Here is a 22,885-nt window from a genome sequence, read left to right as displayed (position 1 = left end):
GTTTCGTTATGCAGATTGTTTTTACCTCAGGCAAATGCGGGTTCAGGCGACAGCGACATCCATGGCACGTTGCACGCTGGCGGCTCCGACGGTCGCTTCCGCAAGGGCTGCGCGCAAGGCTTCGACGACCCGGTCCATGTCAGACACGGTCATCTGGGCATAAAGCGGCAGGATTATCGTTTGCTGCTGCGCAGATACGCTTCGCGTCAGGCTCGTGGCAACGCGGTGGGAGGTCTCACCGGAATAGGCTCCCTCCAGATGAATGTTCATCACACCACGCCGAGTCGAGATACCCTGATCGAGCAGGGTCTGCATGACGGCCCGCTGGTCGACCGTATCGGGCAACCTCACACAGAAGCTCTGCCAATTGCTGCGAGCCCAGCGCGGCTCGGCCGGCAGCGAAAGCCCGACAATCGTCGACAGACGCTCGCAATATTGCTCGGCAAGCAGCCTGCGCTGGGCAACCAATTCCGGCAGGCGCCGCAATTGCTCGCGTCCGACGGCCGCCTGAAGATCGGTCATCCGGTAGTTGTAGCCCAACTCATCATAGTCTTCGAAGATGACTTGTTTGGAGCCGTGACGAACGGCATCGGTGACGCTCATGCCATGCTGGCGCCAGAGCCGGAACTTCCGGTCATATTCGGGATTGGCCGTCGTCAACATGCCGCCATCGCCTGTCGTGACGACCTTCCTGGGGTGGAAGGAGAAGCAGGCAATGTCGCCATGCGCTTTGCCGATCTTTTCCCAACGACCGTCCCACAGGATTTCGCTTCCGGACGCACAGGCTGCATCTTCGATAACCGGTATCGAGTGGCGCTTGCCGATCTCCACGATGGCGCGGAGATCGCAAGGCATGCCGAGCTGATGCACGCAGAGAATTGCCCTGGTGCGAGGCGTGATTGCTGTTTCGATCAGGCTGGGGTCGATGTTGTAACCATCCGCTTCGATGTCGACGAAGACCGGCACTGCATCACAGTATCGAATCGCGTTCGCCGTTGCGATGAACGAATGGCTGACTGTGACGACTTCATCGCCGGTGGATATGCCAACAGCCTTCAGGGCCAGATGCAACGCGGTCGTGCAATTGGACATGGCGCAAGCATGCGCGGCGCCCACAAAGGCAGCGAATTCACGCTCGAAAGCCGCGACTTCCGGCCCCTGCGTCACCCATCCCGACAGAATAACGCGGCGCGCAGCCTCAGCCTCTTCTTCCCCGAGGACGGGTTTGGCAACCGGAATTATGGATTGAGATGAGCTCATGCAGCCTGCCCTCCTGCGCTTGTCTGCTTTTGCCACCAGGCAACGAGATCGCGAAGCCCTTGCTCCATGGAGATCTCCGCCTTGAAGCCGAGGAGCCGTTCGGCCTTGCTGATATCGGCAAGGCGACGGGTCACGCCGTTGACCGTGCGGGCCTCTTTGTGCTGCGGTTCGAGCGAGGAACCCATGATGTCGCTCAGCATCTTCGCGAGTTCCAGTAGACTTATTTCCTTGCCGCTCGCGACGTTGAACACTTCGTCCGTGACATCGCTTTTCGCGGCCAGAATGTTTGCCCGGGCGATGTCGCGTGCATCGACGAAGTCCATCGTCTGGCTACCATCCCCATAGATGAGGGGCGGCATCCCGGCCACCAGGCGTTCCATCCAACGGATCAGAACTTCCGTATAGGCGCCGTAAACGTCCATGCGCGGCCCATAGACGTTGAAATAACGGAGCGCGACATAGCGCAGGCCGTACATCTCCGCAAAACTACGCAGCAGCCCCTCGTTGAATGTTTTCGCCGCGCCGTAGATCGTCCGGTTATTGTACGGATGGTGCTCTTCGGTCGTTGGAAAACTCTCGGCAAGCCCCAGAACGGAGGCGGAAGAGGCAGCAACTACTTTCGATACGCCCGCCTTGACGGCGGTTTCGAGAACGTTGAACGTCCCCTCCGCAAGGACATCGAAAGCCAGTCGAGGCTCTTCGGCGCATTGCGTGATGCGGATGGCGGCCTGATGAAAGACGATGTCGACGCCTTCGAAGACTTTTGCCAGAAGCGCTCTGTCGCGGATATCCCCGTCGATGATCTTAACAGGCGCGCTTGTTATCGCCGAGCTGAGATTGTCCCGGCGCCCGCGCACGAAATTGTCGAGGACGATGATCTCGCGAGGTTTTTCCAATGCGACAAGATCGGCAATATGCGAGCCGATCAGACCGGCCCCGCCGGTAATGAGCACCCGTTTGTCTCTCATGATCTTCCCTCACGCGACATGTTCGTCATCGGATCATTATCCGAACGCCAACGTATGAATTTCGCAGGTACACCTGCGGCGACCGAGAACGGTTCGACGTCGGAAACGACAACTGCCCCCGCTCCAATGATCGCCCCCTTCCCGATGGTCACGCCGGGAAGAATGGTCGCGTTCGTTCCGATATCGGCCTCTGCGCAGATGCGTACCGGCTTGATTTCAAGATCCGTGCGAATGATCGGCACATCCAAGGGCAGTGCCGTGTGGGTCGAGCCAAGCACCTTGGCGCCAGGTCCCCACCCGACAGAATCCTCGATCACGAGATCGCGAGCGTCGAAATAGGCCATCGGCCCGATCCAGACATTATCGCCGATCTTGCACCGGCCGTCGAAACGACCCTGGATATAGGCCTGAGCCCCGATGAACACCCCATTGCCGATGTCGAACGTCTCGGGATGTTTGAAACCGGCACCGCCTGCAACTTGCAATCCTGTGCCACAGCTCCGCGCGATGGCTTGCCAGATGGCTTTTCGCATCAGAGTATCGATGACACCGTCACCGGCCGCGAAACGACCGTAGAGCTCAATCAGGCCGGCGCGCCCGTATGACTGCCTCAGTTCTTCGGCCAGCCCGGCCTGATAGGCAGGGTCCGCCGGCCTTTCATGACGGCCGTGGACCGCCTGCACGATCCGGGCCTCGCCCGCACGATCAACTGACATAGGCGTTCTCCAGCGCGGCGGCCACCTGGTCGACGTGCCACGCCGGCATCTCCGGATAGATCGGCAGCGAGAGGACCTCCCGTGCGGCGGCTTCCGAGTTTGGGAAATCGCCGGCCTTGTAACCAAGGTCGGCATGGGCCTTCTGCAGATGCACTGGGATCGGATAGTGCAGCCCGGACTGAATGCCCTCCGCGCTCAATACGCGCTGAAGCTGGTCACGATCGCGGCTTCTGATAGCATAGACGTGATAGACGTGGCGCCGGTCGGAGATTTCGACAGGAGTCCTCAAATTCGCCGAACCGCCAAGCAGCAACGAGTAGCGGCGTCCATGGGCGCGCCGCGCTTCGGTCCAGGCTTCGAGATGCCGGAGCTTGATGCGCAGGATCGCACCTTGAATGGCATCCATGCGGTAGTTGAAGCCCTTCAGCAGATGGTGATAGCGCTGCTCCTGACCCCAGTCGCGCAGCATCCGCATCGTCTTGGCCTGATCGTCGCTGTTGGTGACGACGATACCCCCCTCGCCGCAGGCGCCGAGATTTTTGCCGGGATAGAAGCTGAAGCAGCCGGATGTGCCGATACTGCCGGCGCGCGCGCCTTTGTATTGCGCTCCGTGCGCCTGGCAGGCGTCCTCGATGACCGGGATCCGGTAGTGGTCGGCAATCGCTTTGATCGCGTCCATATCGGCCATCTGACCGTAGAGATGGACGGGAATAATGGCCTTGGTTCGGGCCGTAATCTTAGCCTCGAGTTGCGCCGGATCCATCGTCAGCGTCACGGGCTCGACATCGACGAATACCGGTCGTGCACCTGCGTAGCAGATCGCCGATACGGTCGCGACGAAGGTAAATGGCACGGTGATGACTTCATCGCCGGGGCCGACGCCTGCCGCGAGAAGCGACAGATGCAGGGCACTCGTCCCAGTGTTGACGGCTATCGCATGTTTGACGTTGCAATAGTCCGCGAATTCCTGCTCGAGGCGGGCGACCTCCTCGCCCAATATGTATTGCCCCGAGGCCAGGACACCGAGCACGGCGGTGTCGATTTCGCTCTTGATGGATTGATATTGTGCTTTGAGATCGAGGAACGGGATCATGCAATGCGCCTCGCCTCTTCGAGCTCGATGATACGACCGCGCTGGGCGAGCGACCGGCTTGCGGCTTCAAGGATGCGAACGACCCGCAGCCCGGCTTGGCCATCCGTAATGGGCCGCGAATTTTGCTCGATGCACTCGACGAACTGATCCAGTTCGCGTTTTAATGCCTCGGTCATATCGAGCTTGGGCGCCCACATGTCGCCGCTGCGGTACCCGACCATCATCTGATGCACCTTCTCGCCGTAGGCCTGAGAATTTGGGTTCAGCGTGATGCCCTTGTCGTAAACCTTGATCTTTTCGCTGGGCTCCAGATCGTCGTAGACGACCATCTTGTTGCTGCCGCCGATCAGGGTGCGGCGCACCTTGACCGGCGCCAGCCAATTGACGTGGATGTGGGCGATCAGCTTGCTTTCGAAGAAGAGCGTCAGATAGGCGATGTTCTCAGGCTCGCCGAGCACATGGCTCATGCCCGTCGCCGAAACCGCCACCGGCCTTTCCTGCACAACATGGTCCAGGATAGAGAGATCATGCACCGCGAGGTCCCAGATAACGCTGACATCGTGCTGGAAGAGCCCCAGATTGACCCGGACCGAGTCGTAATAATACATGTCGCCCAAGCCGCTTTCGACGAGTTCGCACATCTTGCGGACGGCGCCGGTGTGGACGAAGGTATGATCCACGGCCAGCACGAGGCGTCTGCGCGCCGCTTCTTCGACCATCCGTGCGCCTTCCTCCGTCGTCGATGCCATCGGCTTTTCGACGAAGACATGCTTTCCGGCCATCATCGCCTGCATTGCGAGCTTGAAATGGGTCGAGACCGGCGTTGCGATGGCGATTGCATCCACCTTTGGATCGCGCAGAACTTCCTCGAACTTGTCGGTGATCGTTACTGCTGGATACCGGCTTTTAACAGCCGCCAACCGTTCGACATTCAGATCACAAACTGAAACGAGGTGCGCGCCGGCCGCTTCCGAGATGTTACGAACCAGATTCGGACCCCAATACCCATACCCGACAACAGCGATGCCGATCATTTCATTCCTCCCAACGCATACATGTCGACTGCCCCGTCATTGACGCGACCGATCACCCTGGCTGGAACGCCCGCGACAATGGCGCCATCAGGCACGTCCTTTGTTACAACCGCACCGGCGCCGACCTGGGCAGCCTCTCCGATGGTCACGCCAGGCAGAATGGTGGCGTTGCTGCCAATCGATGCGTGGCGCTTGACCAACGTCGGGATGAGGATCCAATCGGCCTCCGTCTGCAGGCTGCCATCCGGATTGACGGCGCGCGGGTACATGTCGTTCGTAAACATCACCCCGTGGCCTATGAACACGCCGTCCTCCAGCGTCACGCCCTCACAGAGGAAGGAATGGCTGGAGATCTTGCAGTCTTTTCCGACGATGACGTTCTTCTGAATCTCGACGAAGGTGCCGATGCGCGTTCCTGCGCCGATCGTGCAGCCGTATAGATTCACCAGATCTGGATGGTGGATGATGCTGCCGTCACCCAGCTTGACGTTTGATGCAATCATCCCTGCAAAACCCCTACTCCTGAACAAGCCCAGATTCTCAGTTGAAACAACAATCGCTTGATTGCACCCAAGGTTTCATACCGACAGGACAAATACTTCTCTTCACTTCAAAGAGAATTGTTTTCTTCATCTGAGTAAAGAAACAAAACGTTTAAGGTTATTCACCTAAAGGCGTATCTACTTATGACGACTTACGCCCTTATTCACGCATCGACCGACATTGGTGGTGGGGCCACCTCCCACACCCGTTACCGGACCCATGCCGGAGACGACGATTGTTTCCATGCATTTAGTGGCCCGCCCAAAATGCGGTGTAACGGCGCAGACTATTCTACAAACCGCCTAGTAATATATAAGTCTACCTTAGATTTATCATTCTATTTCCGCCTTACGATGGTAGTTGTGCGCTACTTAGCCTATATTAGCTACTGTAACGTTCCGCGAATTGTGGTATTCGATTCCTACTTTAGAGTTTCCTAAACCCCCGTATTGAGAGGGGTTGGTACTCGAAGCCGTAGTGAGAGCGTAAACGTGTTAGGGGAGGGTGAAGCTGTGAATTCAGCACTTATACCGAATTTAGACTCCAGGCAGGAGAACCTAGCATTTCCCCTTACGATAGAAAGTAATTCGACGGCACTTGCCTTGTCGACAAGACAAACGCATTCGCTTGTCATTCTCGATAATCGTGAACTCGATCGGCAATGCTTGGCGCAATGCATGGCTGCCCAAAAGACGGATTTGCAGATTCTGGCATTTGGATCAATTGAGGAGTGGAAGCAGAAGCGGGACGACTATCCTCCGCTTTCGGCAATCCTCTTGAACGTCGGCGGCAAAAAGATCGATGAACCGGCCGTTTCGGAGCAAATCCGGAAGCTCTCGTCGGAATTTGCATCAACGCCACTCATCGTATTGGCCGATAGCGACGATTTCGGCCAAATCGTCAGGGCGCTCGAGTACGGAGCCAAGGGGTTCATACCCGCCTCGGTCAGCGTCAGTGTGTGCATGGAGCTGATCGCGCTGTCGGTGGCGGGAGGAATTTTTGTACCTGCAAGCGCCCTGTTCGCCATGCGTCACTTGCTGGACTCGAGCAATTCGACCGCGCGCCCGCTAGCCGGCATATTCACGGATCGTCAGGTGGAAGTCGTTGAAGCGCTCCGACGCGGAAAGGCGAATAAAATTATCGCCTATGAGCTCAATCTGCGAGAAAGCACTGTAAAGGTGCATGTTCGTAACATTATGAAAAAGGTCAAAGCAACGAACAGGACGGAAGTCGTGTTCAAGCTCAACGACTTGTTCCAAACCAGTATTCCGGCATGAGCGTGGATAAGGCGTTGTACTGATCGTTGTTGAGGCAAACCTCTTCGTATCTTGGAACCACGGTCTTGCTCAAAAAACCCGATGGCGCGAATGCGTCACCGGGTTTTTTGATGCCGGGGTTCGTCTCCATCCCGTCTCCCGCGATCTTGGCATAATAGCGATCGAGCGCTCGACCACCTGACTGTTGTTTGCGTACTTGCGGATGAACGGCCCCGTCCTGCCCATTCATCCTGCAACGCGTCGCCCGATAGAATTCAGGGCGTACCAGTATTTTGGCCCGATTGTTTGCTTGCAGACCAATTTGATCCAGGGCAATGAATTTCGCACTTCGGGCGAAACTTCAAGAGCAAAGCGCTGAATAGCCATGGCTGTGGCAATATCGAAATTATTGAATGCCATGCCTGCCAGCCGAAGCGCCTCTTTCCCGAGATCCCTGGCAAGAAAACGTCTGAGTTTCTCATCTTTCCTGAGGCTTTCCGCGCCTTGACGAAACAGAATATCGAAAGCCTGTTTTCTTTGCCGGAGGTCGGGAAGGATACTTTGTCCATAGTATTGTAGCGACATGTTCGAAGCATGTCTGCGGTATACGGCTTGGTCTTGGTTGATGTAGCCCACTCCGGCATGTGATGCGAGCCGCAGCCACATCTCCATATCACCGGTATGCGGCAGTTCCTTATGATAGCCGCCGACCTGTTTTTGCAGCGTCGTTCTGATGACGGCCGTCGGTGTCGGAACCAGGTTGTTTGCTCCACTCAACCGTATGAATTGCGGGCCCGACAAGACCTGCATGGGAGCCACACCATTGTCCCCGAGAGGATCGACGCGCTTACTGACGCCGCTCGGCTCAGCTATGAGCGCGTTCCCGAAGGTGAACCCCACATTCGGATGATTGCGCATCAACTCCGAAGCGCGACCCAGCGCGCCCGGCAAGAGATAATCATCCGCGGAGAGAAGCAGGAATAAGTCGCCGCCCGCCCACTCGATTCCGCCATTATAGGTGGCGATGTGGCCCTTGTTTGCCGTGTGCCGCCGATAGGTGACCCGTTTGTCCCGGGATGCCAGAGCCTTTCCGACTTCCGGCGTATTGTCTGGCGAGCAGTCATCCAGAATAAGCACGCGTACATCGACGCCTGCCTGTGACAGAACACTTCCAACACATTCCTCAAGGAAATGAGCGTAGTTGTAGCAGGGAATGACGACATCAACGCGTTGCAAACTTAATCCTCCGCAGGCAATCGTTACGTTCGGGAGTATTTCATGGAACCCGAACCCGGCTTCGTTTCGCTCTGACGCGTTCGTCGCTCCCGATTCATTGGCGCGACGTCGATGCGTGTGCCCGCATCGCTGATTTCGTGCAGGACCATGCAGCTCTCAACAAGGAGGATCGGGCAAGCAGCCGCGAGCCTACACGCTTCAAGCCACTCCGAGCGCGCTCCCACCGGGTAAGCGCAAAACGGGTCCGGGACCGAAATGCATCGTAGAAGGCGACGTTCGGGCTCAAGCTTCCTGATTTCCAGGGCTTCACGTTGGTCACGAAATGAACGATCGCGAGCTTCTGCTCGAGCGCGATGCGGGCGATCGCCTGCGTTGGCTCGAACTGAAAATTCCAGGCGCGGTTCAGGATCTTCCACTTTCCGTCGCAGGCAAAGTTAAGGGCGTCCTGATCCGAATATTCCGTCGTCGGAAAGCGGTCGAGATACTCCAGCGAACGTTCCGTTATTCGCTCGTTTCGCCATTTTTCAAGGTCGATGAGAAGAATGCCGGCGTTGAAATAACGTTCGACCCGAGGGCCGCCTGTCGCACTTGGTCCGATGCTTACAACATTGTCCAGCCAGTAATCCGGTACGGCGCCGATCACTGCCTCGCCGAGATCGATATTCCACAACTGTTCAAGCGCAGTCAGGACCAGGATGTCGCCATCCAGATACAGAGCCCGATTGCAGGTCTGCGGAAGGAACTGCGGCAGAAGGATCCTTGCGAAGGTCATCCTCGATACGCCAGGGCGAGTGGAAAATCCATTTGCGAAGGACAATGTGGCGATGGGATGCCACTGAATGACTGCAGAATTTGCGGGCAGAGAGTCAAAGATCAGTCGCTTTATTTCTTCGCCTATTCCCTCATGAATGACATGGATATTCAAGGGCCATGCGCTTTGGTTATTCTCGGCGATCGATCTAAGGGCGGTCGCCAAGGGAACGGCGTAGGCCGCATCGACTGCAAAGACGATGGGGCCTAACCGCTGTTTTGCACCCGCAAGGGCGGCTCCTGTTGGTATGCTATGCACATTCATGTTTCCGGCACCATCCCATCGAAAGAACACGAGCTTGCAATGATCGATCTTTCTGTTCACGGCCCGATTGGTACGGCTTCCTGAACGGGAAGGCCGACGGCCGGGGTAGGCAGATGGGTGTAGGCCATTCGCGAGGACTGGACGCCAAGCGTGCTCTTGGTTCCGCCAGACAGCTTCCACTCGAAATACGCGATCGTTTTCTCAAGCCCCTGTCGCAGGTTTACGGTCGGCTGCCAGCCCAGGTCCTGCTTTGCGTGGGTGATGTCGGGCTTGCGCTGCGTCGGATCGTCAATCGGCAGAGGCTTGTAAACAATGCTTGATTTCGATCCCGTCATCTCGATGACCATTTCGGCCAGTTCCCGGACCTGGAATTCTCCTGGATTACCGAGATTGATCGGACCCGTAACGCCGGCCGGCGCCCCCATCAGGCGGATAAAGCCCTCAATCAGATCGTCTACATAGCAGAAGGAGCGCGTTTGCTTACCGTTGCCGAAGATGGTGATCGGCTCGTTTTGAAGCGCCTGAACGATGAAATTGGAGACGACGCGGCCATCATTGGTTTGCATGCGAGGCCCGTATGTATTGAAGATCCGTGCCACGCGGATCTCCACGCCATATTGGCGATGGTAATCGAAGAACAATGTTTCGGCACACCGTTTGCCTTCGTCATAACATGCGCGCGGCCCTATGGGATTGACGCTGCCTCGATACTCCTCGGGCTGAGGGTGGACTGCCGGATCGCCATAGACTTCGCTCGTGGATGCCTGGAAGATCTTCGCCTTGGTGCGTTTTGCCAGGCCGAGCATATTGATGGCCCCGTGCACATTGGTCTTCACGGTCTGCACGGGGTCGTGCTGATAGTGAACCGGAGATGCCGGACAGGCGAGATTGTAGATCTCGTCGACCTCCACATAGAGCGGGAAGGTAATGTCATGACGGAGCACCTCAAAGCGAGGATCGTCAAGAAGATGCAGCACATTGTCGCGCGAACCGGTGTAGTAATTGTCCACGCAGAGGACATCATTGCCCTCTCGCAAAAGCCTTTCGCACAGGAATGACCCCAGAAACCCGGTGCCGCCGGTTACCATAATTCGCTTTTGTCCGTGCATTGGTGTGCTCCGTTGTTGTGATGATTGCCGAAGGACGAGGAACAGGTCAGCAAGCTCCCTTGCCCTTTAAGACCGCAGGAATTGTGCTCAGAAGGATGTGCAAGTCGAACCACAAGGACCGGTTGTCGATGTAGAACTCATCGAGTTGCTGCTGCAGCTCGATATCCGCATTGCTTCGCTCGGATATTTGCCAGAGACCCGTCAGCCCCGGCGTGACGGAACGGCGTTTGGCCCGAAATTCGCCGTCCATCGCCGAAAGGTGGTACTCGGGAAACGGGCGTGGTCCCACGAAGGCCATCTCGCCCGCAATGATGTTTGCCAATTGCGGGAGCTCGTCGATGCTCGAAGAGCGCAGCATATGTCCGATGACCGGAAGGATGCGCGGATCGTCCTTGAGCTTGAAGTGGCTCAACCACTCGGCGCGCATGCTGGGGTTGTCTCGGAATAATGCTTCAAGGCGCTGTTCTGCATCTTGGTACATCGTCCTTAATTTCAGGACGTGCACCGGCTTGCCGGACCGCCCTTCCCTTGTATGCCGGAAGAAGACGGGACCTGGATCGATGGCATAGACTGCAGCCGCTGCGAACGCGATGAATGGCGCAACCACGATCGTTGCAGGGATGGCGATCGCGAGATCGAGGATTCGGCGAACCAGATCCGAGTTGACCCAACTCCCACCAGTGGTGAGGCGAATGCCGATCTCTCCGCCGACATCTGCAGGTCGCAATCCGCTTACCTTGAGGCTCGGCGTGTCGGACAGCAAAATGACTTCCACGAACTTCCGACGCATCGCCGCCAAGTCGGGTCCAAGCGAGCCTGTGTCGCCGGCAATCACGGCAATGGATGGCCCGCCATCGGGCAATGCCTCCAAAGTATCGGGGGAAAAGGGCTCCGGCCTGATACCATACTGCCAGTGGTCCTCGAAATGTGCCACAAGCGCGGGAGTAAGGTTGCGCGCCCCTATGACAACCGCGCGCTCCCCCCAGATTCCAAGTCTCCGGCACAGGCCTCGTGCAAGCCAATGCGCAAGTGGCTGGACAATCAGCCCGAGAGCGAGGAACCCAATAACGGCAAGCAGCAGTCGTTCCCCCTCCGGCAGGACAATTGCTCCGAATGCCGTCAGGACAGCCACCTTGACGGTAGCTATGGTGCGCCGCCGGAGATGTTCGTGGTCATACAACCGATATCCAGGATAGAGGCCGGCCGACGCGTAAAGGATCATCGCAGCGAATGCTGCGATCGTGAACGTACGCTCCACCATTGTGCCCTCCGAACCCATGGGGAGAACGGACAGGAGAACAAAGTAGGCAATCAAATAGCTTGCAATGTCGCCGGCGACCAGGAAAGACGATGTTGCAAGCCGAGCAAGCTGGCGCCCTAGTGCGACTGATATATTCAACGCTGCCTGTGCAAAGGGATCGGCGGTCTTAGCTGCTATGGGCGGCACGGAACCTGCCGGAATCGCCCGCGACGTCATGTCATTTGATGTGGATGCCTTCGACGGACCTGGTCTCATTGCTGACGAAGCAAATAGGGACATGATGGCTACACCTTTACAGCTGCCGCTTTTGGCACGCTTGATCCAAAAACCTTGTCTTCGATTGGAAACTTCCGAAGCCCCAGTCTCTGGAATGCCGTCAGTGAGATGAAGGTCGGCACGACGAGCGCATAGCGCCGCCACAGCCGTCGCGGCTCGCACAAGAGCCGAAACGCCCATTCGAAGCCGCTTCTTTGAATGAACCTTGGAGCCTGCCGCTTGAGGCCGGCGTGGAAATCGAATGCGGCTCCGACACCGATGAGCATCGATGCTTCCAGACGATCGCGCATGCGCGCCATCCAGAGTTCCTGCTTGGGACTGCTCAGCCCGACCCAGATGATATCGGCACCCGACCGATTGAGCCGGTCAGCAATATCCGTTTCCTCCCGCGTCGACAGGTTGCGAAAAGGTGGCGCATAGGAGCCGACGATCCGTGCTTGCGGAAATTTTGCCAGAAGGCGCGCCTGCAGTTGCTCGAGTGTTTCGGCCGTTGCGCCATAAAGGAAATGGCGCAAGCCCTTGGAGCTGCTGGCATCGAAGACGGATAACATCAGATCCGGTCCATAGACCCTGTCGCTTTCCACATGACCAGCATGTCTCAGCGCCCAAACAAGCGGCATGCCGTCGGGGGTTACGAGGAACGCCCGGTTGTGGATCGACCGGAGCTCGGGATCATCTTGGCAGCGGACGATGCCGTGTGCGTCGCGAACGCACACATATTCCTTTCTGCCGTCTTCGATCGCTTCTTGAATAAATCCCGTCGCGCTTTTGAGATTGACTGCCGAAACGCGAACACCAAGGACATTCGTCCATTCTAGGGAACCCTTTGGATGAAGAACTGAAGTTTGGCTGCTGCCTGCTGATTGATTTCCCATGACCTACGCTTTCGCGATCGAAACTGTCATCAGAATATCCCGGCAGGCCGATTGCCTCCATACTTGCCGCTCCAGCTATTGGACGTAGAAGAGATTTCATATTTACGTCTTATGCCGCGACGACGTACAATATTCGAAGTAAGTCCATGTACCCCACCGCTTGCCATATTGCTCTTTTTGATGACCGTTGGCCCGAAATGGCGCTTCGACCCGCGCAGAGCCGCAGAAGCTATTCACTCTAGCGTGATCAACGCTCGTGAGGTTTGAGCGCGAACAAAGTCGGGAAGAGAGACATGCTCAACCCGATAGGCGAGATGAAGACCCCGGCCGGCGAGCGTTCGGAGACGTCCGACACAACCAACCAGCTGCGGACAGATCTAAGTTCCAGCGGCGATGTGCCGTATAGTTATAGTCATCAGGGAATTCCTGACCCCTATGCCGGGAAGGCTGCAATCGCGATCTTGACGTTCGCGGAACGCTCAGTGCAGAGATGCTGAGACAGCTCGCTGCCAATAATATTGCCCCGCCCACTATGGGAAACCTGCCTCACCCTACCAGATCTCTAGGTCCCCGATTTTGATGCGCATGCCTGCATGCGCTATACCCGCAAGCCTCGCACAGCGCGGGCACGCCGTGGTTGAAGGGCGTTATAGGTCGCCATAGCTGCGGACTTTATCGCCGCATAACACCCCTCGTCGCGGCGCCTTTTGTTACTCGGGCGGCGCGACTACGCTTCCGGTGTCCTCTCCAGCCTTCTGAAGATCTCCTAGGCCGCCGAATTCTCCCGAAAGCATGATCTCCGGATGGACCCTGAAGCTCTTGTCGTTCAAGTTACCGCTGTAGCGGTTGCGCGCGAATTGCACAAATCCAAGCCCAAGATCGGGAGCGTTGACATAGGCCACAATGCCACTGTCACTGTCGACAGATACAACATTCTCCTCAATGCGATTGGGGCGTGCCCATGGCGGACGCCAACCCTTGCCGGTACCCTCATCGACCCGAAAAGCCGCGCCCGATCCGTGTGTGATGACGTTTCCCGCCACCAGGTTGCTCCAACCGCCATTGATACCGATCGCCGCGATGTTGCCCGAGAGCGTATTTCCCTCGATACGCAGTCCGCTCGCCTTCCCATCCGTATAGATCGCCCAGCTGATAGGAGACGGCCATTCGCTGGTATTCTCGTATCCGGGAGGCCAGAACGTTCCATCGACCCTGTTCATGAGATGACCGGTCCCGGTCACCAGATTGGAGCGGATGACGCTGTTGAGAGAGTCGGCTTGCTCCCCCATCATCTTGATGGCGCCGCCATCTGCCGTCTGCTGGTTGGCGTTATGGATCACGTTGTGCTCGATGACAGCGTTATAGACGGCGTCGTTGGAACCCCATAGCGAACCGCCGGCGATTCCGAACTGCGCCGTGTTTTCGATCAGATTGTTGGCGATCCTGACATTGTCAGCCGCCTGGAACCATATTCCTGCGGTTTCAATGTAAACCTTTCCGATGTCATGGATGTGGTTCGAAAGGATTCTGGAGCCGTTCGACTTGCCGAACGTGCCATAATTTGTGCCGACGTAAATCCCGTTGCCAGCCACATCGGCAATCACATTGCCGGCAATCAACGCATCCTTGCTTTCCGTCACATGGACCCCGACGCCGACATTTTCGATGCTGTTGCCGAGAATCTTGACGCCGTCAGCGTGTTCGATCCGTATGGCGCCAAATCCTCTGGTTTCCGTATAGAACTTGCCGCTGCCTTCAGGAGCGCCGTCTCTAAACTCGAGCCCTGATACAACCATCCCATTGGCCCCATCCAATTTGAACAAGGTCGGCAAAATGCCCGCAACGACTACGGAACTGGGTAACGACTGATCGACGGGGATATAATGAAGCTGGCCCGCAACAAGATCGTACCACCACTCTCCGGGAGCATCGAGCAAGGCCTTGGCTCCGGTTAGGAAATAGCGGCTGCCTTCTGCGGTAAAGAAATAGTCTGTGCCTTTGGTATGGACAGTTCGGCCGGCGCCATCGATCGATACAACTGGGAGCGTATCATTGCCCCACTGGCTTCCGGGTTGATACCCTCCAACGATGTCCACGACCAGTCCACTTGTATCACCCACTGCCGGAAGGTCGCCGGCATGGAAACAAAAGCGCGTGTTTCCCTCCCGCACGTCGATGGCAGGCTGGCACTTTGCGGCAAACAACCATCCTTTGCGTGGATCGCCATCAGCGGGAGCGTCGGGAAATCGAGCCCGAGTTTGGCGTATCCCATTGACGAAAAGGTCACCGACCCCCTCATCCGGTGGCAATTTCAGCGGCGCCGTCCAGCGACCATCGGCCTGCTGCGTCCAGTTGAACACGCGTTGCCCCCCATGCAAAATCGGCGCTTCATTGCATCTTGCCGTGACGATCAAGCCCTTATCGCGGGAGTCAAAGACGATCGGGTGAGCAAGGTAGTAATCGCCTTTACCCAGCGCGATTGTGTTGTTGCCGCCCTTCTCACGGGCAGCATCACGGGCTCTTTCAATGCTGGCGAAAGGGCCGTCGCCGCCCTGCTGATCTGCGGTCGGAAGGAGGCCACTCCAGCTGTCTTTGCCATTGGGAGAAACGTAAAATATCGTCCGTGCCTCGGTGCTGCTGCTCAATACCTCGCTTAATGAAGTCCCATTCAACTTGGCGGACAAAGTCGGCGAAGCTTCCGCGCAAGTCGCCTCCCTGACGAGCATCTGCAAGCGCTCGGGCGCATCTATCTCTGTCCCGACCGGAGCCGGATTACCGGACTGCGGAAACAGCATGACAGGCAACATGCTCAGCGTCAGTCCAAAACGCCGCCTCATGATATCTGCAACCCGCTCGCAAGGCCGCGCGAGGGCGCTTGCCAAGGTGGCGCACGGCTGATCGAAACGACGGGCGCATATAGCGAAAACATGATGATGGCTGCGGTAAACAGGATGAAGATGGCGTCATTCTGAGTGAAAAAAATACTCTCGGTCAGATTCATCACCAGAATCATGATCGTAAAAACATTGAGCCAGAGCCACCCGTAGTGCGGATCATTGCAGTGAAGGGTCGCGCCTTGGCGGATTGCATGGAGAAGCAGCAGAACAAACGGAATCATTCCCATTATTCCAAAGCTCAACAAGATATCGCGGTATCCATTATGCGCGTGGGGTGCCGCCCATCCGATCTTCAACCACATGCGCGTCGCTTCGGGGTTCACGGTTGTCCAGAATGCCTGGTAACCGTAGCCAACCATCCAACGATCGGATATTTCGCGATCAACCAGCTCCCACAATGGCACCCGACCGGTCAGAGTCGCGTCCTTGCCGAGCGCTTCAAGGGCCGGAACCAGGAATTCGTGAAGCGAAATCAGAATGCCGAGCGACAGCTGAACGAAAAGCAGGACGACGACCACGCGGCCAATGCTGCTGCTTCTTTTCAGGAGGGTATAAAAGCCGATCAGGCAATACGCCACTGACGTTGCAATGATCGCGGTCATCGATCCGGAGCTTGCAAGGCAGATCACACCCGCGGCCAACAAGATGAACGCGGTTCGCCGCAGGCCGAGCGTCCCGTCGATCAGCACAGCCGTCGCCGCCAAGATCATCAGGGACGCGTACCAGCCCAGGACATTCTTGTGAATGAAAATGCCCCGCATTGTGCCATCCGGCATACTGGCGAGGCTTGGTGACACCACTGACATAACCACACTGAGGACGATACAGGCTCCGAGGGTTACAAATAACAGGAACAGCAGTTGCCTTGGGGTGAAACGTATCGCGAGCACATAGGAAAGAAGCACGCAAAACAAAAGACCGATTGCGCGCCTCAAGGTCGTTTGAGGCCCTATTGACCACAGGGTAGACAAAAACGGCAGGATAAGGATCGAGGGAACGATCAGATTTCGCCTGAGCGCTGTTAGAAATTGCGGAAAATTGCGTATCAGGATCACGATTGTAAAGACATATACAGGAAAGCAAGGAAGACGCAGTATAGATTTGGCGGATTCGCTGAGCGTTCCGTCCGCATCTGCCAGGATAAGCGGCAGAAGGGCGCCTGCCTGAAAAAAAAGGGATATGCCGGCACCCCAGCATTCTATAGCCCGCCAACTGATGGTTGGTCCGCTGGCAGTTCCGAGGCTATCTACTCTCATTGTCCGTCCCGACTGACTTGAAAAGACAAGCGACTGTTGATCGCGGCAGATCAAAAAACAGGTGTCGGCCTCCGCGCTGCGCTGCTCTCAAGCAATCATTCAGCCACAGCCGCAGTCAATCTGTCCTAGTGAAGGGCGGGCTACGCCTAATGCACCTTCGCTCCACCCAAAGACGGTGTTGGGCGTAAGCTTTCAGCCGGTCTTTACCCAAAAGACGGGTCTTCATGTCCGCGGATTGCCCTTAAGAGCAGGTGTTGCGCATGTCCGTTCGCCGGTACCGTGGCGATGAGTGTCTTGTGAAGCGTGGCGGGTAAGCCGCGGTTCTACTGGAATGAGGCAACAATTCTGACAGAGGCTCTCTCTGCAGTCGAAGCCTGGAAGGTTTAGGATTACTATGTTCCTGCGTCATGATCCTAGTTCTCTATGCAACACGACGGGCGCTCTATTCGTCGCGGCGACCTCACCGGTTCTGTGCGAGATGCTGTTCGGCCGACAAGCTATTATGGATATCACCATCGCCGAGGCTCCAAACCTCGATGGCTGCGTAAAGGTCGACCTCTCAAGCAACTTTGCGCTGCTGTACGGCGGTGCATCGCCGCAACCGGTCTGAGACGCGTCATGGAACGGCCGGCCCTCAGTGTCCTCATTAATAATTACAACTACGCTCGCTTCGTTGGGCGGGCGATAGACAGCGTGTTGAGCCAAGACGCCCGCAACGTCGAGATAATCGTCGTCGATGACGGCTCCACCGACCAGTCGCGGTCCGTTCTGGAAGCGTATGGCAGCCGAGTGAAGGTGATCTTCCAGGAGAACGCAGGACAGGCCGCTGCGATCAACGCCGCTGTGGGATTAAGCATGGGCGAGATCCTCTGCTTTCTGGACGCCGACGACTGGTGGGCGCCGAGCAAGCTGTCGGCGACGGCTGCAGCATTCCGCGCCAACCCTCAGGCATCGCTCGTCTATCACCGGCTGCAGCCAACGCTTGTCGATGGCACGCCGACTTCCAAGCCGATCCCTCGAAGCCTGTGTTCGGGCGCGTTGTCGGCGCTGCTCACCAGATCGGCTGGTTGGTGGCCTTTTCCGATGACGTCAGCCATCGCGGTACGACGTAGCGCATGGAATGCTGCGGGCAGCATTCCCGAACAATTCCGCATTTCAGCCGACGCCTGGCTCGTGGGCATCTACCCGTTTCTGGGGGACGTCATTGCCCTGCCGGATCCGCTTGGATTCTACCGCATCCACAATAACAACTGGTATCGCTCGACCGAGGATGCGACCACGCTGAGGAGGCGGATGACGCACTGGCAGCATACCGTTGAAGCGACGAACCTGTTTCTCTCAACCCATCAACTGCCGGCAAGACTACATCTGACGGATCACTATCCCTATCGCATCGCGTCGGCAAAGCTGCAGGGAGCCGATGCGCGCACCCGGTTCAAGCTTGCCGTCGAAGGCCTCTTCTTTGCCGGCGAACCAAACCTTGTCAGGCGGACGCGCGATAGTTTGCGCTCGGTGCGCGGCCTGTCACGGCTCGGTCTGGACGTCGGCTTGTCGGAGGCAGCAAAATGAAGGCGCTGCTGTTAGTTTCCGAACTGGAAGACTATACCATCTCATTTGCCAGCGGCGTTGCCCAACACCTAAACGTTGTGCTTGCCGTACCGCGCCGGCGCTATGCACATCTCGCCTCTTCCATTGATCCGGCTGTCGACCTGCACCTTCTGGACTGGCCGAGACACCGTTCTCTCTCCAATCCCTGGTTTCTGTACCAGCTTACGCGTCTGATCCGGCGGGAACGGCCGAACCTCATTCATCTCCTCAGCAATTCTACACTTTGGCTGAACCTCGCCGTGCCGTTCTGGCGCCCGATCCCGCTCGTGACCACCGTTCATGACGTGCAAATCCATCCCGGCGATTCCGATACGCGAACGCTGCCCGGCTGGGCCCCCGAATTGATGGTGAAACAATCCGGACATCTTGTCGTCCACGGCGAGGGACTGAAGCGGTTGGTCCTCGATCGATATTCAAAATCGCCGGACTGCGTCCATGTCCTGTCGCATCCTTCCATCCTTCGCTATGCGGAACTCGCCCGGCAACAGAAGATGGCGCCGCGCGAAGCGGATGGAACTATACGCGTCCTGCTCTTCGGACGGATTTTTGCCTACAAGGGCCTGGAACATCTGGTCCGGGCCGAGGCGATGCTCAAGGACGCACTTCCCAACCTGCGCATCACTGTCGCAGGCCGTGGCGACAATCCGATGATATTCCAGCCGCTCATGGGGGATGCCGGCCGCTACGATATTCGCAATCGTTTTATCGAGGATGCAGAGGTCGCCCAGCTTTTCCTGGACGCCGACATCGTCGTGCTTCCCTATACGGAAGCATCCCAAAGCGGTGTGCTCAACCTTGCCGCCGCATTTGGCAAACCGGTCATCGTGACGGATGTCGGCGAGTTGCGGGGCACTGTTCAGCCCAATGGGTTGGGAATGGTGGTCCCTCCCGGGGATCCCAAAGAGCTCGCGGCAGCTATCAGGACATTGGCAGACAACGGCGAGCTTAGAAACAATTTCGGTGCCAATGCACTCGAATGGGCCAAAGGGCCGAATTCGCCTGAACGCGTCGGCGCCCAGGCCGCGGCCGTTTATCGGGAGGTGGTCGGGTCATGCTGACAGAGGCCCTCACGGACAGAATTCGAGTGGCGGCACGGAGCGCGGCTAGCGTCCGCCACTATGTTCCGGGCGGCTGCGAGAACGGTGGCGGCATTGGCAGGCTGGTCGGCTATATCACAGAAACAGCCAAAGAGACCGGCACGAAACATTTCGTCACCGATACCAGAGGGGCTCGATGGTCCAAGGTGACGTCACCCGCACGGCTGCTCGGGGCCATCCTGACGATGGCAAAGGACCGGATTGTTGCGCCAGCCCGCATTCACCATATCCATATCGCCGGCCGCGGCAGCACCTCCCGAAAGCTGATCCTGACCGAGGCTGCCCGTTTGTTCGGGTGCTGCCATATATTGCACCTGCACGACTACGACTACGCCGGCGACTTCGAGAAACGCTCGCCGCGCCAACAACGGCTCATCCGTCGGATGTTTCAGAATGCCGATTGCGTTGTGGCGCTCGGCCGGCGCGATCGCATGACGCTGACGACACTTTTGGGCGTTGACGAGCGCCGCACGGTCGTTGCTCACAATTGCGTCCCCGATCCCGGGGCGCACGATATTCGCGTCGGTCAGACGCCGTTGATCGTATTCCTTGGCCGGCTGAGCGAACGCAAGGGGGTCACGGAGCTTCTGTTGGCCCTGAGCCACCCGATCATGAAAGAACTCCAGTGGCGGGCTGTACTGGCAGGCGACGGACCTGTCGAGGAATATCGCCGTCAGGCTGACGCCATGGCGCTTTCAAACCTGGTAGAGATGCCCGGCTGGCTTGACGCCGGAGAGGCGCGAGCCCTGTGTGCGCATGCAGATATCCTGGTCTTGCCTTCGCACGCCGAAGGTCTGGCAATGGCCGTGCTCGAAGGGCTGTCCCACGGCCTCGCCGTCGTCACCACGCGTGTTGGGGCCCATGACGAAGTCATTACCGACGGCGAAACCGGCATCTTCGTCCCAGTCGGAGACCAGGATGCCCTGGCTGCAGCCCTGGCGAAGCTGGTGTCCGATCCGGAAATCTGCATCCGCCTCTCGGTCCAGGGGCGCGCACATTATCTCAACCATTTCAGCATGATGGCCTATATGCGATCGCTCGAGAACCTCTACGAGACCGTTTCCGCGAAACCTCAAGCAATGGTTGGCGCACGATGACGATTTCCACTGTTCCGCCGGACCGCAACCTTCCCATCTCGCCGATGCGCTATGACCCTCGCTTTCAGGTGGAGACCAAGGCGGACAACTTCGATCTGGCATCCGCCTTCCGTCTCGTCCGGCGAAGAATGATCATGATCATCGCGATAACCGTGCTGCTGATGACGCCCACGGTGATTATTATCGCTGGGTTGAAGCCCACGTATCAGGCCTGGGCCCGATTGATCGTCCACCAGCCTCTCGCAACATCACTTGGTGCCGACGACAGCAGCCGCAGTGATCTACTTGACGCAAAATCGGAGACTGAGCGGCTTCTATCCAGAAGCATCGCAGAGCGAGTCGTCCGCGAACTGCGGTTTAACCTGCGGCCGGAATTCAATCCAGCGCTGCGCGAGGTCTCGCTCGTTGACAGTATCCGGGCAAAGTTGCGCGGCCTGTTCGACACGGAAAAACCCACCTCGCCGTCACGGGACAGCGTCGACGCCATCATCCCGGAATATTATAGGGCGCTCGGCGTGTGGCACGAAGATAAGAGTGACGTTATCCAGGTCAGCTTCACTTCCTATGATCCTCAACTCGCAGCCGCAGTCCCGAACCGGGTCATCAGCGTTTACCTCGATGAACGGAAGTTCAGTGTCAGTGGCCGCCTGGATTCAGCGCAAGAATGGATCCGACAGCGCATCACCGAACAGCAGGCCCGCGCGGATATTGCTCGCGAAGCTGCGCGCAACTATCAAGAATCGATGGACGTCGTCTCGAAAGAGGATGCTCAGGATGAACGGATCAAGTCACTCATAGAAGTCACTGGCCGCGAAGGGAAAATCGAAGAAAGCCGGCTTGAGGTAAAGGCGACGATATCCACGCTGGAAGCAACGGATAACGCTTCGGTCGCCGCGGAGAATATCGCCGTCCCCGACAACATTGCCACAAAACAACGCGATCTTCGCGCACAGGAGCAAGATCTCGCCCGTCTTCTTCAGACATATGACGGCAATGCCGAGGCCGTGGTGGATCTGCGTGGGAAGATCGAGCAATCCCGTGCCGATCTCAACCTTGCGACCAAGCAATATCTCCGAACAATGCGTGCCAAGCTCGCCGCACTCGATCACGAAGCGGAGGCAATACAATCCATCTTGGCTGAGGCTCATGAAAAACGCACACGCGATGCCATGGTGCAGACGGAATTGACGCGGCTGCAGCATATCGCCGACAAGGAACAAACGGCACTCGACAAGCTTGAGGACCAGCGCCGCGACCTCGCCGCGAAGGCCATGCTGCCGGGGGCGGAATTGGAAGTTTTGTCACCGGCTTCAGTGCCGCTCGCGTCACAGGGACGTGGACGGCTTTTCTATCTGGTGGGCGCCCTCCTGGCCGCAATCTCGGGAGCCGTAACGGCCGCTTTCGTGATCGAAATGTCGGACCGGACGGTCCGGAGTTTCGACCAGATAGCTGCGATGGCGCGTACGATACCGGCTGGACTTATCCCGCGTCTGGCGCGGTGGGAAAATTCGAAAACGATGTTCGAACATATGCCGGTCCCGATGTTTGACGAAGCAATCCGTACCGTGGTGCTTTCACTCAAGCAGTCCAATGGCGGCAAGTTGCCGAACAGTATCGTCGTTACGTCGGCTCACAGCGGAGAAGGCAAGTCGCTGGTCGCGAGATCGCTGGCTATCGAACTTGCCGCCGCCGCAATTCCGGTGCTGCTGGTTGACGGCGACCTCAAACGGGGAAAACTCAATTCGTTTTTCAGGTCGGGTCTAGTGCACGGACTGAACGAATTCCTGAATGGTCGGGCCGATGTCCGCGACATCGTCTACCGCCACCCAAGCGGTATCGATTTCATTCCATCTGGCAAATTCAGTCTTCAGCGGCGCGTCCGTTCGAACGGCCTGGCAGAAATCATCGAGATGGCGGGCGCGGCCGGCCAGATTGTCATCTTCGACAGCGCGCCTGTGCTCGCCTCGACAGATACCGTGCATTTGACCGCCCTGGCGGAAAGAACACTGGCAGTTGTTAGATGGGGAAAGACGAGCCGCCGCGCGGTCGAGTTCAGCCTGCAGCAAATGAAAAGCTCGCGAAACTCGGAAATTGTTGTCGCAATCAACAATGTAAATCCCAAAAACCACGCGCTTTATAATTTCAGTGACTCGGAATTATTTTCGAAATCTTTGATGAAATACTATAGCTTCAAGGCATGAATACTTAATATATTAGGAGATGCGCTT

Annotated in this window: 19 protein-coding genes; 6 read left to right on the top strand and 13 right to left on the bottom strand. The window is 57.4% G+C overall.

Translation table 11 applies throughout. The features are described from left to right. Window positions 1-42: 42 nt before the first annotated feature. The 6 genes from EEQ99_RS32910 to EEQ99_RS32885 are packed head-to-tail and all read right to left on the bottom strand — an operon-like array spanning window position 43 to window position 5,574. Window positions 43-1,260: a DegT/DnrJ/EryC1/StrS family aminotransferase gene (locus EEQ99_RS32910; protein WP_047619769.1), complete on the bottom strand. Its 1,218-nt coding sequence runs from the start codon at window positions 1,258-1,260 to the stop codon at window positions 43-45. Next, on the bottom strand, window positions 1,257-2,228 hold the full coding sequence (locus tag EEQ99_RS32905; protein WP_029868052.1) for an NAD-dependent epimerase/dehydratase family protein: 972 nt from the start codon (window positions 2,226-2,228) through the stop codon (window positions 1,257-1,259). Before EEQ99_RS32905 ends, EEQ99_RS32910 begins: the two co-directional genes overlap by 4 nt. Beyond that, on the bottom strand, window positions 2,225-2,944 hold the full coding sequence (locus tag EEQ99_RS32900; protein ID WP_097545104.1) for an acyltransferase: 720 nt from the start codon (window positions 2,942-2,944) through the stop codon (window positions 2,225-2,227). Before EEQ99_RS32900 ends, EEQ99_RS32905 begins: the two co-directional genes overlap by 4 nt. After that, the gene (locus tag EEQ99_RS32895) at window positions 2,934-4,037 is read right to left on the bottom strand and encodes a DegT/DnrJ/EryC1/StrS family aminotransferase (protein ID WP_029868054.1); all 1,104 of its coding nucleotides are present in this window, start codon (window positions 4,035-4,037) and stop codon (window positions 2,934-2,936) included. The genes EEQ99_RS32900 and EEQ99_RS32895 overlap by 11 nt, the downstream gene beginning before the upstream one ends. After that, entirely contained in the window at window positions 4,034-5,071 is a 1,038-nt protein-coding gene (locus EEQ99_RS32890) for a Gfo/Idh/MocA family protein (RefSeq protein ID WP_127431848.1), read from the bottom strand. Before EEQ99_RS32890 ends, EEQ99_RS32895 begins: the two co-directional genes overlap by 4 nt. Further along, window positions 5,068-5,574 (bottom strand): acyltransferase, encoded by a 507-nt coding sequence (locus tag EEQ99_RS32885; protein ID WP_047619763.1) that lies wholly within the window; start codon window positions 5,572-5,574, stop codon window positions 5,068-5,070. Before EEQ99_RS32885 ends, EEQ99_RS32890 begins: the two co-directional genes overlap by 4 nt. A gap of 552 nt (window positions 5,575-6,126) precedes the next feature. Here EEQ99_RS32885 and EEQ99_RS32880 point away from each other — a divergent pair. Further along, window positions 6,127-6,891 (top strand): response regulator transcription factor, encoded by a 765-nt coding sequence (locus EEQ99_RS32880; protein WP_029733098.1) that lies wholly within the window; start codon window positions 6,127-6,129, stop codon window positions 6,889-6,891. Between the two features lie 225 nt (window positions 6,892-7,116). Here EEQ99_RS32880 and EEQ99_RS32875 read toward each other — a convergent pair whose 3' ends face one another. The 7 genes from EEQ99_RS32875 to EEQ99_RS32845 form a co-directional block, all read right to left on the bottom strand. Continuing rightward, window positions 7,117-8,106: a glycosyltransferase family 2 protein gene (locus EEQ99_RS32875; protein ID WP_028757615.1), complete on the bottom strand. Its 990-nt coding sequence runs from the start codon at window positions 8,104-8,106 to the stop codon at window positions 7,117-7,119. Window positions 8,107-8,200: 94 nt separating this feature from the next. Then, window positions 8,201-9,181 (bottom strand): glycosyltransferase family 8 protein, encoded by a 981-nt coding sequence (locus EEQ99_RS32870; protein WP_048338511.1) that lies wholly within the window; start codon window positions 9,179-9,181, stop codon window positions 8,201-8,203. A 56-nt stretch (window positions 9,182-9,237) separates the two neighbouring features. After that, complete coding sequence (locus tag EEQ99_RS32865) at window positions 9,238-10,290, bottom strand: UDP-glucuronic acid decarboxylase family protein (protein WP_029733095.1); 1,053 nt, start codon at window positions 10,288-10,290, stop codon at window positions 9,238-9,240. 46 nt (window positions 10,291-10,336) lie between these two features. Beyond that, the gene (locus tag EEQ99_RS32860) at window positions 10,337-11,830 is read right to left on the bottom strand and encodes a sugar transferase (RefSeq protein WP_127431847.1); all 1,494 of its coding nucleotides are present in this window, start codon (window positions 11,828-11,830) and stop codon (window positions 10,337-10,339) included. A gap of 5 nt (window positions 11,831-11,835) precedes the next feature. Continuing rightward, on the bottom strand, window positions 11,836-12,702 hold the full coding sequence (locus tag EEQ99_RS32855) for a WecB/TagA/CpsF family glycosyltransferase (protein WP_028757515.1): 867 nt from the start codon (window positions 12,700-12,702) through the stop codon (window positions 11,836-11,838). 710 nt (window positions 12,703-13,412) lie between these two features. Beyond that, a complete protein-coding gene (locus EEQ99_RS32850) occupies window positions 13,413-15,539 on the bottom strand; it encodes a right-handed parallel beta-helix repeat-containing protein (protein WP_127431846.1) in 2,127 nt (708 codons plus the stop codon). After that, complete coding sequence (locus tag EEQ99_RS32845; protein WP_047619755.1) at window positions 15,536-16,855, bottom strand: O-antigen ligase family protein; 1,320 nt, start codon at window positions 16,853-16,855, stop codon at window positions 15,536-15,538. Before EEQ99_RS32845 ends, EEQ99_RS32850 begins: the two co-directional genes overlap by 4 nt. Before the next feature lie 394 nt (window positions 16,856-17,249). Between EEQ99_RS32845 and EEQ99_RS32840 the strand changes: the two genes are divergently transcribed. Genes EEQ99_RS32840 through EEQ99_RS32820 form a run of 5 tightly spaced genes read left to right on the top strand, consistent with a single transcriptional unit; the run spans window position 17,250 to window position 22,858 of the window. Continuing rightward, window positions 17,250-17,465, top strand: coding sequence for a hypothetical protein (locus EEQ99_RS32840; RefSeq protein WP_028757675.1), 216 nt, complete (start codon window positions 17,250-17,252; stop codon window positions 17,463-17,465). A gap of 8 nt (window positions 17,466-17,473) precedes the next feature. Then, the gene (locus EEQ99_RS32835; RefSeq protein ID WP_028757676.1) at window positions 17,474-18,424 is read left to right on the top strand and encodes a glycosyltransferase family 2 protein; all 951 of its coding nucleotides are present in this window, start codon (window positions 17,474-17,476) and stop codon (window positions 18,422-18,424) included. Continuing rightward, window positions 18,421-19,521, top strand: coding sequence for a glycosyltransferase family 4 protein (locus EEQ99_RS32830; protein ID WP_097545093.1), 1,101 nt, complete (start codon window positions 18,421-18,423; stop codon window positions 19,519-19,521). Before EEQ99_RS32835 ends, EEQ99_RS32830 begins: the two co-directional genes overlap by 4 nt. After that, window positions 19,515-20,657 (top strand): glycosyltransferase family 4 protein, encoded by a 1,143-nt coding sequence (locus EEQ99_RS32825; RefSeq protein ID WP_097545092.1) that lies wholly within the window; start codon window positions 19,515-19,517, stop codon window positions 20,655-20,657. The genes EEQ99_RS32830 and EEQ99_RS32825 overlap by 7 nt, the downstream gene beginning before the upstream one ends. After that, entirely contained in the window at window positions 20,654-22,858 is a 2,205-nt protein-coding gene (locus tag EEQ99_RS32820) for a GumC family protein (protein WP_028757627.1), read from the top strand. Before EEQ99_RS32825 ends, EEQ99_RS32820 begins: the two co-directional genes overlap by 4 nt. Window positions 22,859-22,885: the final 27 nt, after the last annotated feature.

Source organism: Rhizobium anhuiense, from assembly GCF_003985145.1.
GTDB lineage: Bacteria > Pseudomonadota > Alphaproteobacteria > Rhizobiales > Rhizobiaceae > Rhizobium > Rhizobium anhuiense.
This window is presented reverse-complemented; position numbering and strand designations above follow the sequence as displayed.

Coding starts and splice junctions, on each gene's coding strand:
- EEQ99_RS32910 (WP_047619769.1), bottom strand. CDS start 1,260: ATGAGCTCATCTCAATCCATAATTCCGGTTGCCAAACCCGTCCTCGGG.
- EEQ99_RS32905 (WP_029868052.1), bottom strand. CDS start 2,228: ATGAGAGACAAACGGGTGCTCATTACCGGCGGGGCCGGTCTGATCGGC.
- EEQ99_RS32900 (WP_097545104.1), bottom strand. CDS start 2,944: ATGTCAGTTGATCGTGCGGGCGAGGCCCGGATCGTGCAGGCGGTCCAC.
- EEQ99_RS32895 (WP_029868054.1), bottom strand. CDS start 4,037: ATGATCCCGTTCCTCGATCTCAAAGCACAATATCAATCCATCAAGAGC.
- EEQ99_RS32890 (WP_127431848.1), bottom strand. CDS start 5,071: ATGATCGGCATCGCTGTTGTCGGGTATGGGTATTGGGGTCCGAATCTG.
- EEQ99_RS32885 (WP_047619763.1), bottom strand. CDS start 5,574: ATGATTGCATCAAACGTCAAGCTGGGTGACGGCAGCATCATCCACCAT.
- EEQ99_RS32870 (WP_048338511.1), bottom strand. CDS start 9,181: ATGAATGTGCATAGCATACCAACAGGAGCCGCCCTTGCGGGTGCAAAA.
- EEQ99_RS32865 (WP_029733095.1), bottom strand. CDS start 10,290: ATGCACGGACAAAAGCGAATTATGGTAACCGGCGGCACCGGGTTTCTG.
- EEQ99_RS32860 (WP_127431847.1), bottom strand. CDS start 11,830: ATGTCCCTATTTGCTTCGTCAGCAATGAGACCAGGTCCGTCGAAGGCA.
- EEQ99_RS32855 (WP_028757515.1), bottom strand. CDS start 12,702: ATGGGAAATCAATCAGCAGGCAGCAGCCAAACTTCAGTTCTTCATCCA.
- EEQ99_RS32850 (WP_127431846.1), bottom strand. CDS start 15,539: ATGAGGCGGCGTTTTGGACTGACGCTGAGCATGTTGCCTGTCATGCTG.
- EEQ99_RS32845 (WP_047619755.1), bottom strand. CDS start 16,855: ATGAGAGTAGATAGCCTCGGAACTGCCAGCGGACCAACCATCAGTTGG.
- EEQ99_RS32840 (WP_028757675.1), top strand. CDS start 17,250: ATGTTCCTGCGTCATGATCCTAGTTCTCTATGCAACACGACGGGCGCT.
- EEQ99_RS32835 (WP_028757676.1), top strand. CDS start 17,474: ATGGAACGGCCGGCCCTCAGTGTCCTCATTAATAATTACAACTACGCT.
- EEQ99_RS32830 (WP_097545093.1), top strand. CDS start 18,421: ATGAAGGCGCTGCTGTTAGTTTCCGAACTGGAAGACTATACCATCTCA.
- EEQ99_RS32825 (WP_097545092.1), top strand. CDS start 19,515: ATGCTGACAGAGGCCCTCACGGACAGAATTCGAGTGGCGGCACGGAGC.
- EEQ99_RS32820 (WP_028757627.1), top strand. CDS start 20,654: ATGACGATTTCCACTGTTCCGCCGGACCGCAACCTTCCCATCTCGCCG.